Source organism: Haemophilus pittmaniae (assembly GCF_900186995.1).
Lineage (GTDB): Bacteria > Pseudomonadota > Gammaproteobacteria > Enterobacterales > Pasteurellaceae > Haemophilus_D > Haemophilus_D pittmaniae.
This window is the reverse complement of record NZ_LT906463.1, coordinates 1,765,587-1,778,826: the sequence shown is the minus strand read 5'-3', so window position 1 is coordinate 1,778,826 and position 13,240 is coordinate 1,765,587. Positions and strand designations below refer to the sequence as shown.

10 protein-coding genes and 2 pseudogenes are annotated in these 13,240 nt (G+C 40.2%); 7 read left to right on the top strand and 5 right to left on the bottom strand.

The annotated features are described in order from the left end of the window. Window positions 1-173 precede the first annotated feature (173 nt). Window positions 174-1,577, bottom strand: a complete 1,404-nt coding sequence (gene asnS / locus CKV74_RS08580; protein WP_095177013.1) for an asparagine--tRNA ligase — start codon at window positions 1,575-1,577, stop codon at window positions 174-176. A gap of 144 nt (window positions 1,578-1,721) precedes the next feature. Here asnS and sohB point away from each other — a divergent pair, with 144 nt between their 5' ends. Next, window positions 1,722-2,774 (top strand): protease SohB, encoded by a 1,053-nt coding sequence (gene sohB, locus CKV74_RS08575; RefSeq protein WP_095177012.1) that lies wholly within the window; start codon window positions 1,722-1,724, stop codon window positions 2,772-2,774. Between the two features lie 203 nt (window positions 2,775-2,977). Beyond that, entirely contained in the window at window positions 2,978-3,865 is an 888-nt protein-coding gene (locus tag CKV74_RS08570) for an OmpA family protein (RefSeq protein ID WP_007241343.1), read from the top strand. Window positions 3,866-3,912: 47 nt separating this feature from the next. Here CKV74_RS08570 and CKV74_RS08565 read toward each other — a convergent pair whose 3' ends face one another. Next, a complete protein-coding gene (locus tag CKV74_RS08565) occupies window positions 3,913-4,776 on the bottom strand; it encodes a fructosamine kinase family protein (protein ID WP_095177011.1) in 864 nt (287 codons plus the stop codon). 260 nt (window positions 4,777-5,036) lie between these two features. Between CKV74_RS08565 and sspA the strand changes: the two genes are divergently transcribed. Together sspA and CKV74_RS08555 are read left to right on the top strand one after the other, a co-directional pair. Beyond that, window positions 5,037-5,675: a stringent starvation protein SspA gene (gene sspA / locus CKV74_RS08560; RefSeq protein WP_007241349.1), complete on the top strand. Its 639-nt coding sequence runs from the start codon at window positions 5,037-5,039 to the stop codon at window positions 5,673-5,675. Next, on the top strand, window positions 5,675-6,115 hold the full coding sequence (locus tag CKV74_RS08555) for a ClpXP protease specificity-enhancing factor (RefSeq protein ID WP_007241367.1): 441 nt from the start codon (window positions 5,675-5,677) through the stop codon (window positions 6,113-6,115). The genes sspA and CKV74_RS08555 overlap by 1 nt, the downstream gene beginning before the upstream one ends. Window positions 6,116-6,132: 17 nt before the next feature. Here CKV74_RS08555 and CKV74_RS08550 read toward each other — a convergent pair. Continuing rightward, window positions 6,133-6,291: pseudogene (locus tag CKV74_RS08550) on the bottom strand (30S ribosomal protein S15); the annotation flags it as partial. A gap of 162 nt (window positions 6,292-6,453) precedes the next feature. On the opposite strand from CKV74_RS08550, the gene CKV74_RS08545 reads away from it, so the two are divergent. Both CKV74_RS08545 and CKV74_RS08540 read left to right on the top strand, forming a co-directional pair. Then, complete coding sequence (locus tag CKV74_RS08545; RefSeq protein WP_095177009.1) at window positions 6,454-6,828, top strand: transposase; 375 nt, start codon at window positions 6,454-6,456, stop codon at window positions 6,826-6,828. After that, a pseudogene (locus tag CKV74_RS08540) lies at window positions 6,810-7,631 on the top strand (IS3 family transposase); the annotation flags it as partial. The gene CKV74_RS08545 and the pseudogene CKV74_RS08540, both read left to right, overlap by 19 nt. Before the next feature lie 46 nt (window positions 7,632-7,677). Here the strand turns inward: CKV74_RS08540 and acnB are convergent. Both acnB and icd read right to left on the bottom strand, forming a co-directional pair. Beyond that, window positions 7,678-10,284 (bottom strand): bifunctional aconitate hydratase 2/2-methylisocitrate dehydratase, encoded by a 2,607-nt coding sequence (acnB, locus tag CKV74_RS08535; protein WP_095177008.1) that lies wholly within the window; start codon window positions 10,282-10,284, stop codon window positions 7,678-7,680. A gap of 9 nt (window positions 10,285-10,293) precedes the next feature. Beyond that, window positions 10,294-11,541 (bottom strand): NADP-dependent isocitrate dehydrogenase, encoded by a 1,248-nt coding sequence (gene icd, locus CKV74_RS08530; RefSeq protein ID WP_095177007.1) that lies wholly within the window; start codon window positions 11,539-11,541, stop codon window positions 10,294-10,296. A gap of 268 nt (window positions 11,542-11,809) precedes the next feature. Here icd and CKV74_RS08525 point away from each other — a divergent pair, with 268 nt between their 5' ends. Further along, window positions 11,810-13,087 carry a citrate synthase gene (locus CKV74_RS08525; RefSeq protein ID WP_007241375.1) on the top strand — a complete coding sequence of 426 codons (1,278 nt, stop codon included), beginning with the start codon at window positions 11,810-11,812 and terminating at the stop codon, window positions 13,085-13,087. Window positions 13,088-13,240 lie beyond the last annotated feature (153 nt).

Below are 13,240 nucleotides of genomic sequence, written 5' to 3'. Positions count from 1 at the left end.
ATCAACACTAATAAAATCAATGACTTAGATGCTGTTTTTGAGAAAACTCCAATTTTCAAAGGGGCGTTTTACGAAAATACGCAATGCGCTTCCTCTGATATGGCTAACGAAAAAACGACTGCCCGTCGAAATCGCAGGAAACGATCTCAACGAAGACAGTCGTTTTGGAAAGATTAGAAATTGGCGTTACGTGGTGAACGAGGGAATGGGATCACATCACGAATATTTTGAACACCGGTCACATATACGATGAGGCGCTCAAAACCTAAGCCAAAACCGGAATGTGGCACGGTGCCGTATTTACGCAAATCACGATACCACCAGTAGTCTTCCGGATTGAGCCCCATTTCGGCCATGCGTTTGTCCAAGACTTCCAAGCGTTCTTCACGTTGTGAACCGCCGATAATTTCCCCAATCCCAGGAGCTAATACATCCATTGCTGCCACGGTTTTACCGTCGTCATTGAGACGCATATAGAAGGCTTTGATATCTTTTGGATAGTTTTTCACAACGACCGGGGATTTGAAATATTCTTCTGCCAAATAACGCTCGTGTTCGGAGGATAGATCAATACCCCAAGATACTGGGAATTCGAATTTTTTGCCAGATTTCAATAATACGTCGATAGCATCAGTATAATCAATTTGAGCAAAATCTGAATTGACGAACTGCTCTAAACGGTTGATCACTTCGCTATCTACGTGTTTGGCAAAGAATTCCAAATCATCACGGCGTTCAGCCAATACGGCACGGAAAACATATTTCAACATATCTTCAGCTAATTTGGCATTATCTGCCAGCGTCGCGAAGGCTACTTCCGGCTCTACCATCCAGAACTCGGCCAAGTGGCGGGTTGTATTGGAGTTTTCAGCGCGGAAAGTCGGCCCGAAAGTATAAATTTTACTTAATGCACAGGCATAGGTTTCGCCATTAAGTTGGCCGGATACGGTCAAGAAGGATTCTTTGCCGAAGAAGTCTTGACTAAAATCTACATTGCCTTGTTCGGTACGCGGTAAGTTTTCCAAGTCTAATGTGGAAACACGGAACATTTCGCCGGCACCTTCGGTATCGGATGCGGTGATAAGCGGTGTGGCCACCCAATAGAAACCTTGTTCGTGGAAGAAACGATGGATAGCTTGTGCCAAGCAATGGCGAACACGAGCCACAGCACCGATAATATTGGTGCGAGGACGTAAATGTGCAACTTCACGCAAATATTCAATAGAGTGGCGCTTAGCTGCCATAGGATAAGTATCCGGGTCTTCTACAAAACCTGTGACTTCAACTTTTTGTGCTTGTAATTCAACCGCTTGCCCTTCTGCCGGCGATTCAACTACAGTACCTGTAACGATTACGGCACAGCCGGTAGTGAGACGCAATACTTCGCTTTCATAGTTTTCAATATCGTTGTTAACGATAACTTGGATTGGGGCGAAGCAGGAACCATCATATACCGCTAAAAAAGAAAGGCCGGCTTTGGAGTCACGACGGGTACGAACCCAGCCACGCACTGTCACGCTTTCACCGATAGCGATGCCGCCCTGTAACACATCTTTAATCGATGCAATTTTTGTCATATAAACCTCGCTAATTCATTAAAAATTAAGCATAAAAAACCGCAGTAGTTTACCTGAATCGGGAAATTTTTCCATAAAAAGTTAGTGAATTTGCACAGGAATCAGTAGAATGCCGCGGTATTTTTTTGCCATGAAGGAGCGCCTATGTGGAGCGATATTTTGACCGGTTACGGTATTTTTATTTTGGAAATTTTAACGATTTTATTGATGATTGTCTTAATTGTGGCACTCATTATCAATGCTAAGCAGCGTAATCAATCCCATTACGGAGAATTAATCCTTAAGGATTTGGCCGAAGAGTATCGTCAGAATGCGAAACATTTGGCCCACTTTTTACTTTCCGAAGAAGAAATCAAATTAGCTGAAAAGGCAGAAAAAAAAGCCCATAAAGAAGAAATCAAAGCGCATAAGACAAAATTAAAGCAAGGTATTGAAGATGTGAAACCCTGTATTTATGTAATTGATTTCGAAGGGGATATTCATGCATCACAAACTCGAGCATTACGTGAGGAAATTTCTGCGATTATTGAAGTAGCAAAACCCCAGGATGAGGTTTTATTGCGCTTAGAAAGCCCTGGAGGTGTGGTTTATGGTTATGGATTGGCGGCATCTCAGCTAACTCGCTTAAAACAAAAAGGGATTAAATTGACGGTTGCGGTTGATAAGGTTGCGGCCAGTGGTGGTTATATGATGGCTTGTGTGGCGGATCATATCGTTGCAGCTCCTTTTGCCATCATCGGTTCTATTGGGGTGGTGGCAGAAGTGCCAAATGTGCATCGTTTTTTAAAGAAACATGATGTGGATGTAGATGTGATGACTGCCGGAGAATTTAAACGTACGGTGACCTTATTGGGAGAAAATACCGAAAAAGGCAAACAGAAGTTTCAACAGGAATTGGAAGAAACCCATCAATTATTTAAGGATTTTGTTTCTCAAAATCGTCCTTGTGTAGATATTAATAAAGTGGCAACAGGAGAGCACTGGTTTGGCCAACAAGCGTTGGATTTACAATTGATTGATGGACTGTCTACCAGCGATGATTTGATTTTACAAAAAATGCCGGATTGTTCGGTTATCTCTGTGAAATATAAGGTGAAAAAGACGTTATTACAGAAATTGGGAAAACAAAGTGAGGAGACTCTAGCCGCTCTAATTAATCGTTATCGGGCTAAAAATGGGCAGGATTTTATCCATTGAATTGTAAAGAAAAATTGTAAATTCTTTACATAAATTTACAAAAAAAACTTAATAAATTAAAGGATTTATCGCATTTTCTTACTTTACAAGAAAGGCATTTATCTTTAACATATCCACCGAAACTTTTTATAGTTTTTCCATTGAATTTATAATGTTTGATAGTGCAGTGTTAAAACCGCGCTTTAACTAAAAAGGTAAAAAAAATGAAATTCTCTCGCATTTTACTTTCAGCTGTTGCTGTCGCAACTGTCGCCGCTTGCGGTAACTTAAGCAAGGTCACCGCAGATGGTCAACCTGAATATGTAGAAAAAGATGGTGTTCAAGTGCCACAATTGAAATGGCCAAATATCGATAAATCTGCTTTTAACCATGATGGTAGCCAATTTGGTTCTTGGCCAAACTGGGATAATGTTCGTATGGTTGAACGTGGTATGAACAAAGACCAAATCTATAATCTACTTGGTCGTCCGCACTTCGCAGAAGGCTTATATGGCGTTGAAGAATGGGATTATGCATTCAACTATCGCGAACAAGGTATCCACAAAATTTGTCAATATAAAGTATTGTTTGACAAAAACCACAATGCACAAAGCTTCTTCTGGTATCCAAATGGTTGTAACGGCAATACTAACTTTGTCTTAAGTGGTGACTTCTTATTCGACTTCGATAAAGATACGTTAACCCGTCGTGGTAGAGAAGTTGTTGACAACGTAGCTGCTCAGTTGAAATCTAGCAGTGCAAAAGATGTTAAAGTTGCAGGCTATACCGATCGTTTAGGTTCAGATGCTTACAATATGGGACTTTCCCAACGTCGTGCTAACCGTGTGAAAGCCCGCTTAATCGAAGATGGTATAACTGCACAAATTACAGCTATCGGTTACGGTAAAAATCCACAAGTTAAAGCTTGTCCAGGATTCCGTCATGCAAGTCAAGAAGAAAAAGATTGTTTACGTCCAAACCGCCGTGTTGAAATTACTTCAGCTGGTTCTGTGTTGAAATTACACCAAGAAGGCGGTCACGTGAATGGTGGTCCACAAGGCCCGGCTCCGTTATACGAAAGCCGTCAACCTGAGACTATTGTTGTTCAATAATGGATGACGAATAAAGAAGAGCGCAATGAAAATTGCGCTCTTTTTGTTTATTCATTAAGTAATTTGTCGATATATTTCTGAGTTAGTTGGATATAGTTTCCGTTGAATCGATGACTGAAATTAAGTAGATGGTAGAGTTGGTACAATCCTTTACGTTGTTGATAACCTTCTTGATCCAATGGATACGCCTGATTATAAGATTGATAGAACTCCATAGGGAATGGTTGAAATAATTCACTAAACGCTAGGTCACACTCACGGTCTCCCCAATAGCAGGCGGGATCGTAGGTTACGGTTTGGTTACCTACGATGCAAGTATTTTCAATCCATAAATTTCCATGTAATAAAGCCGGAGATGGCTGATGTTTTTCCAATTTTTTAGCACTTCTATGAACAATCTGCTCAATATTACCAAATGATAGCCCTTTATCTTTGCAAAGTTGTAATTGCCAGCCAATACGCTGTTCGCTGAAAAATTTTGCCCAGCTTAGGCTCCATTTATTAGGTTGATATTCAGGACCTAGCCAAGTATCAATATCTAACCCGTAATGACCAGTGCCGTTTAATTGATGCAATTTAGCTAGCTGCAAGCCAAAATCGCTAGTTAATGCGGTTTGTTGGGTAATCGGTAAGGCTTCCATGAGAATGAAACTATGATTTTGTGAGCATCCCACACCATAGACTTGTGGTACCCGAATGGATTCTGTTTTATTTAGGAGAATGAGCTGGTCAGCTTCAGCACGAAACATCGAGCGATAGCTCCGTTCATTTACTTTTACGAAAACGGCTTGAATTCCGTCATTAATGATCCAGGCTTCATTCATTTCGCCGCTATGAACTTTATTTTTTTCCTTGATGGAATAGTATGCGCCGAATTGATCTGCTAAGACCTGAGAAATTGATTTCCACATAGTACAACCTCCTAGATACAGTAAATCCGCCTCTATTCTATTTTTTTAGTAAATTTTTTTCTGTGACGAAGTTCAAGTTTTAGGTGGTTTGAGTATTTATAAATATAAATAAGAGATAAAATTGATTTTTTATGGATTGAGTATAACTTATTGAAATTAAAGTAAAAAATAGAATTAATTGGTAATTAGGTTCTGATTTGTGCTAGAATGCGCGCCCTTATTAGTAGTGAATCGCATTTTTTGGATCTTCGGAGGAATACATGTCCAATGCATCAAATAAACGTTCAGTAATGACGCTTTTTTCAAATAAAAACGATATTTATAGCCATCAGGTTAAAATCGTTTTAGCGGAAAAAGGAGTTGCTTATGAAAACGAAGAAGTTGATCCACAAGCATTATCAGAAGATTTAATGGAATTAAATCCTTATGGCACATTACCAACATTAGTTGATAGAGATTTGGTTTTATATAATTCACGTATCATCATGGAATATTTAGATGAGCGTTTTCCACATCCGCCACTCATGCAGGTATATCCTGTTTCTCGTGCTAAAGATCGTTTATTAATGTTACGCATTGAGCATGATTGGTATCCGACCTTAGCTAATGCTGAAAATGGTACGGCTGCAGAGCAGGCCCAAGCGTTGAAACAACTTAAAGAAGAATTTTTAGCGATTGCACCAGTCTTTCAACAATTTGAATATTTTATGAGTGATGAATTCGGTTTGGTTGATTGCTATATTGCCCCTCTTCTTTGGAAATTAAAAAACATGGGAGTTGAATTTACCGGAACTGGCAGTAAAGCAGTGAAAGGGTATATGGATAGAGTTTTTGCCCGAGATTCCTTCCTGCAATCAGTCGGTGAAGCGGCGCCTAAGAATTTATTGGATGAAAAATAATGACAACTAAATTACCGGCCAAACGCCCCTACTTACTGCGAGCTTATTACGATTGGTTGCTGGATTGTAATTTCACGCCTTATTTAGTAGTTGATGCGACCTATTATGGCGTTAATGTGCCTATGGAATATGTGAAAGATGGACAGATTGTGTTGAATCTTTCACCGAGTGCTACCGGCAATTTACAATTAACCAATGATTTCATTCAATTTAATGCCCGTTTTAAAGGTGTTGCTAGAGAGCTTTATATCCCAATGGGAGCAGCGCTTGCAATTTATGCAAGAGAAAATGGGGATGGCGTAATGTTTGAAGGGGAGGCTATTTATGATGAATTAAATCAGCCACTACAAGATGAACAACCAACAAACTTTAGCCAAGCTGTTGATAAACCTAAATCAGCTACTCCAAAATCACCATCTCATTTACGAATTGTGGATTAAAGTCACAAAACCTAATTTCTCCGGAAATTAGTTTTTTTATGCTCAGCAAAGTGACCTTGAAGGTGGTTGATTTGAGCAGTTAATAATGCGACTTGAATTTCTGATGAACCAGTATCTTTCGCATCACGACCGAATTCTGCAACGATTGCAGCTTTTTGTTCTACGCTTAGAGACATTTTTTACTCCTAACAAAGTAAGTTAATAATACATCATTCGCCGATCTCTAATTCAGCGATGACAAAGAAGTGTGTGTTTTAACCACAAACAGAGAAAATGCAACTTTTAACAAAAAATGATCTGCCCCCCAAAACCTGTACACCTAATTTGAGGTGCAGATTATGTCCTACTCTTATCAATTTCGTTTGAAAATTATCATACTCGTCATCGAACAGGATTATGGTATCCGTGAGGTGGCTAAGCTTCATCAAATTTCCCACGCTCTCATCATTTATTGGCTAAAAGCATTTCGGGAAAGAGGGCTTGATGGCGTAAAATCGCCTGATACAAACCTTCAAATACCGAAAATAGTGAAGCCAAAGATGAAAAAGAAAGACATTGAAATTCCAGAAACCACAGATTTTTCACTTAAAGCGTTTAAAAAGCTGCAGCGAGAGCTCGCCTTGGCTCGAGCGGAGATTGCTTATCTAAAGGAGTTGGAGGCGCTCGACCGTCAAAAACAACGACAGAAAAAAGAAAAATTATTGAAAGATTGAAGCTAAACCATGCATTAAATGATTTACTTCGTGTGGCTAAAATGCCTTGCTCAAGCTTTTACTATAAAGAGATTAAGCGAAATTATCACGAAGCTAAAGAGGCTATCTTATCGCTGTATAAAAAGAACAAAAACCGAGATGGTTATCGCCCAATGACACTCAAATTACGCCAAAGGGGCTTCCATTTGAATCATAAAACGGTGTTACAGCTGATGAACGAGTTAGGCATTCATTCCATTTTACGCAAGAAAAGACATGGAAAACGAGGAAAAACATCGCATATTGCCCCGAATTTACTGAATCGTGATTTTACAGCAACGGCACTCAATCAAAAATGGGTAACGGATGTCACGGAATTTCAGGTTGGGCAAGAAAAGCTTTATTTTTCACCGCTGATGGACTTGGCTAACCGAGAAGTTATTGCTTATAACTTTGCGACACGCCCGAAGTTTTCATTGGTAAAAAAGATGTTAGAACAAGGGCTTAGTAGGATTAAACCGACAGAATGCCCGATTATTCATAGCGACCAAGGCGTATTGTATGGCTCGGCGGAATGGGTAAAGATGTTGGCGGGTAAAGCGGTGCAAAGTATGAGTCGCCGAGGAAATTGCTACGATAATGCGGTGATTGAAAGCTTTTTTGCAATATTAAAATCAGAGTGCTTTTACTCTCGGAGTTATCATTCAATTGCTGAATTACAGGCTGAAATTGAAGAATATTTAGTGTATTACAACCAAAAACGAATTAAACTTGGTTTAAAAGGATTGAGCCCAGTGCAATACCGAGCTCAATATTTAAGTTAACTAACCTGTCCAACTTTTGGGGGGCAGATCACTTTGCTGCTTCACACTACAGTGCTTGCTGAAAAATCACATTATTCGCTTTTTTTATATAGGTGCTGATTTCATTGAAATTCATATAACGATAAACATCGTCTTTTTCTTTCTGTAAATCCGCCACATAAGTGAGATATTCCGCAGGTGTTGGTAATTTACCTAGCAATGCCGCAACGGCTGCCAATTCTGCTGACGCAAGATACACATTGGCACCTTGCCCCAAACGGTTAGGAAAGTTCCGCGTAGAGGTTGAAACCACTGTGGCTTTATCCGCCACACGCGCTTGGTTGCCCATACAAAGTGAACAACCCGGCATTTCGACACGCGCACCACTTTTGCCATAAATGCTGTAATAACCTTCTTCGGTTAACAATGCCGCATCCATTTTGGTTGGCGGAGCCACCCATAAACGGGTTGGAATCATTCCTTTGAATTGATTGAGTAATTTACCAGCGGCACGAAAATGCCCTATATTGGTCATACAAGATCCGATAAACACTTCATCAATCTTATCGCCCTGTACTTCTGATAATAAACGAGCATCATCAGGATCATTTGGCGCACATACAATCGGCTCGTTGATTTCATCTAAATTAATCTCAATCACTGCTGCATATTCAGCATCTTTATCCGCTTCTAAAAGAGTTGGATTAGCAAGCCAATTTTCCATTGCTTTGACACGTCGTTCCAGTGTACGTGCATCACCATAACCTTCAGCGATCATCCATTTCAATAAAGTAATGTTTGAATTGAGATATTCAATAATCGGTTCTTTGTTGAGTTTAATGGTACAAGCCGCCGCCGAACGTTCTGCCGAAGCATCGGAAAGTTCAAAAGCCTGTTCTACTTTCAAATCTTCCAAACCTTCAATTTCCAAAATTCGACCTGAGAAAATATTTTTCTTACCTTGCTTTTCAATGGTGAGCAAACCTTGTTTAATCGCAACATATGGAATGGCATGGACTAAATCGCGTAAGGTAATGCCTTCTTGCATTTTACCTGTGAAACGTACTAAAACCGATTCCGGCATATCTAATGGCATCACCCCGGTTGCCGCCGCAAAAGCGACTAAGCCCGAACCCGCAGGGAATGAAATTCCAATAGGAAAACGTGTATGTGAATCGCCGCCTGTTCCAACAGTATCTGGTAACAGCATACGATTGAGCCATGAGTGGATCACACCGTCCCCAGGGCGCAAGGACACGCCGTCACGGTTCATAATAAAATCAGGCAAAGTATGGTGCGTGACCACATCCACAGGTTTTGGATAAGCCGCTGTATGGCAGAAAGACTGCATGACAAGATCCGCCGAGAAACCTAAACAAGCTAAATCTTTTAATTCATCGCGTGTCATTGGACCTGTAGTATCTTGTGATCCCACTGAAGTCATACGCGGTTCGCAATATTGCCCTGGCCGAATGCCAGCTACACCACAAGCACGCCCCACCATTTTTTGCGCTAAAGTAAATCCTTTGTGATTTTCCACCGCATTTTGTGGTTTAACAAAGATCTCGCTTTCAGGCACCCCTAAAGCAACACGTGCTTTATGCGTTAAACCGCGACCGATAATCAGTGGAATACGACCACCCGCGCGTACTTCATCTAATAATACATCCGTTTTTAAGCTAAATTCTGCAAGAACATTATCAGTGTTATGACGACAAATTTTGCCTGCATAAGGATAAATATCAATGACATCGCCCATATTTAAGTGACTCACGTCCACTTCTATCGGCAATGCTCCCGCATCTTCTAAGGTATTAAAGAAAATCGGGGCAATTTTTCCGCCCAACACAATACCGCCTGCGCGTTTGTTTGGAATATAAGGAATATCTTCGCCCATAAACCAAAGCACCGAGTTAGTCGCCGATTTTCGTGACGATCCTGTTCCAACCACATCGCCCACATAAGCTAATGGAAAGCCTTTTTGTTTTAAGGTTTCAATTTGTTGAATCGGACCCACTTGAGTTGGTTCATCGGGTTCAATACCATCACGTGGCATTTTTAACATCGCTTTGGCGTGTAATGGAATATCAGGGCGTGACCACGCATCTTGTGCAGGTGAAAGATCGTCTGTATTGGTTTCCCCTGACACTTTAAACACAGTCACAGTTAATTTTTCGGCTAATTTCGGGCGAGACGTAAACCACTCTGCATTTGCCCAAGATTGCAAAACTTGTTGCGCATAAACATTACCTTGTTCTGCTCGGGATTGCACATCATGGAAATTATCAAACATCAACAATGTGCGAGATAATTCTTCCGCCGCAATCGGTGCAAGTTTAGGATCATCAAGTGCGGTCAAAAGTGGCTCAATATTATAACCACCTTGCATTTTGCCCAAAATTCTCACCGCACTTTCCGCCGAAATTAACGAACAAACCACATCCCCTTTGCTTACCGCAGATAAGAATGATGCTTTCACATAAGCGGCTTCATCTACACCAGCAGGAATGCGAGTTTCAAATAATTCTAATAAATAAGCTTCTTTTCCTTGTGGTGGATTTTTTAATAATTCTATCAGTTGCGCAGTTTGTTTCGCATTTAACGGTTGTGGCACGACACCTAATTTAGCTCGTTCATCAACTTGTTTCTGATAATCTAATAGAAAATCTGACATAGTTACTCCTTACATATTGGCAACAATATCTTGTGCGAACTCAGAAGTTGAGCGCAACGTCGCTCCTTCAAGCATCTCCGCAAAATCAAAGGTAACGGTTTTATCCGCGATAGTTTTGGACACCGCTTTAACCACAAGATCAGCCGCTTCAACCCAACCTAAATGACGTAACATCATTTCTCCGCTTAAAATTAATGAACCTGGGTTGCCTTTATTTTGTCCTGCAATTTTTGGCGCAGTACCATGAGTAGCTTCAAAGATCGCAGCTTCATCGCCAATATTCGCCCCTGGGGAAATGCCAATACCACCCACTTGTGCCGCCAAAGCATCAGAAATGTAATCACCATTGAGATTTAAAGTCGCAATCACATCATAATCAGTAGGATGCAATAACACTTCCTGTAAAAACGCATCTGCAATGCAATCTTTGATCACAATCTCGCGCCCTGTATTCGGATTTGTTAAACGCATCCATGGACCTTGCTCAATTAAGGTTGCACCAAATTCTTGCGCCACTTGATAGCCCCATTCTTTAAATGCACCTTCGGTAAATTTCATAATATTACCTTTATGTACCAAAGTAAGCGAAGTGCGGTCGTTATCAATCACATATTGCAACGCGGCACGAACCAAGCGTTGTGTACCTTGTTTGGAAACAGGTTTAATCCCAATACCGCAATCTTCAGTAAAACGAATTTTTTTCACGCCCATTTCTTGTTGCAAAAATTGGATCACTTTATTTGCTTCAGGTGAGCCTGCCACCCATTCCACGCCAGCATAAATATCTTCAGAGTTCTCACGGAAAATCACCATATTCACTAACTCTGGATGTTTCACCGGGCTTGGAGTGCCGTCATAATAACGGATTGGGCGCAAACAGTTGTACAGGTCTAAACCTTGGCGCATTGCCACATTTAAAGAACGAATGCCACCACCAACAGGTGTCATTAATGGTCCTTTAATTGCAATATGATATTCACGAATAAAATCGAGCGTTTCAGCAGGTAACCAAGTATTTTCACCATAAACTTCATTCGCTTTACTACCTGCGTAAATTTCCATCCACGAAATTTTACGTTTACCTTGATACGCTTTTTCTACTGCGGCATTAATAACTACTTGCATCGCAGGTGTCACATCAACACCAATTCCATCCCCTTCAATAAAAGGAATAATTGGATTATTGGGTACTTGAAGCGAACCATTAGCGGCAATTTGAATTTTTTCACCTTGAGGAATTTGAACGTTGGATTGCATAGAATCTCCTATTATTTTAATGTGTGGCGCATTGTGAATAATTTTCGCCAAATTAGAATGGATTGATTAGACATTATCAGGAATTTAAATAAAAAAACAACTTCGCACAAAAAAATCTATCTCACATTAAATATCATCTAAAAAATATTAATTCTTTTCAACTGAAAGCATTTTGCTAGAAAAAACTATTGCCAAAATAATTTAAATAGTGCTAAGTTCGAATATACATATCCAAAAATTCTAAAATATCTCACAACAGGAGGACGATATGGCAAACGCAACGCTAACAATAAATGATAATTCCTATGAGCTTAACGTTTACAAGGGCTCATTAGGCTACGAAGCCGTTGATATCCGTCCATTAACGCAAAATAAACTCTTTGCCTATGACCCCGGTTTAGTTTCTACTGCCGTATGCGAATCGGAAATTACATATGTTGACGGTGATAATGGTGTATTACTTTATCGCGGATACCCTATAGATCAACTAGCTGCTAATGGAGATTACTTAGAAATCAGTTACTTATTACTCTTTGGTGAACGTCCGACAAAAGAGCAGTATGTAGATTTCAGTAGATTAGTACGCAGCCATACGTTGGTTCATGAGCAATTAACTAAATTCTTCCAAGGTTTCCGTCGCGACTCGCATCCAATGGCTGTTATGTGTGGGGTAAGTGGAGCCTTGGCTGCGTTCTATCACGATTCTATCGATGTAAAAAATGAAGCTCACCGAGAGCTAACTGCTATTCGTTTACTCGCTAAAGTGCCAACCTTAGCGGCAATGTGTTACAAATATTCTATTGGGCAACCGTTTATGTTCCCGCAAAATCATTTGTCATATGCAGGGAATTTCTTATATATGATGTTTGCCACACCATGCGAGCCTTATGTCGTTAACCCAGTTCTAGAACGTGCATTAGATAAAATTTTTATTCTACACGCTGATCACGAACAGAATGCATCCACATCGACTGTACGTACAGCGGCTTCTTCTGGTGCTAACCCATTCGCTTGTATTGCAGCGGGAATTGCATCGCTTTGGGGACCGGCACATGGCGGTGCTAATGAGGCGTGTATTAATATGTTAGAAGAAATTGGTACAGTCGATCGTATCCCTGAATTTATTGCTCGAGCAAAAGATAAAAATGATCCATTCCGTTTAATGGGATTCGGGCACCGTGTATATAAAAACTACGACCCACGTGCGAAAGTAATGCGCGAAACCTGCCATGAAGTATTAAAAGAATTGAACATTAAAAATCCATTATTTGATGTTGCTATTGAATTAGAGCGTATCGCCTTGAATGATCCATATTTTATCGAACATAAACTTTATCCAAATGTGGATTTCTATTCTGGTATTGTATTAAAAGCTATCGGAATTCCAACATCGATGTTTACCGTTATGTTCGCGCTTGCGAGAACTGTTGGCTGGATTGCGCACTGGAAAGAAATGTACAAACAAGGGAACTTCAAAATTGTACGTCCACGTCAAATCTACACAGGTTACACAGAACGTGACTTTCCAGCGATGGATAAATCATAATTATCAAATAACAAAAACGAAAGGCAGACAAATAGTCTGCCTTTATTGTTTCAATCAGCACATTTCATATCACTTTACTGATTCTCTCAAGTCCACAGCTCATGATGTACTCAAATTCTGCAACAATTTAGTATAAATATTTACGCCTGTTAG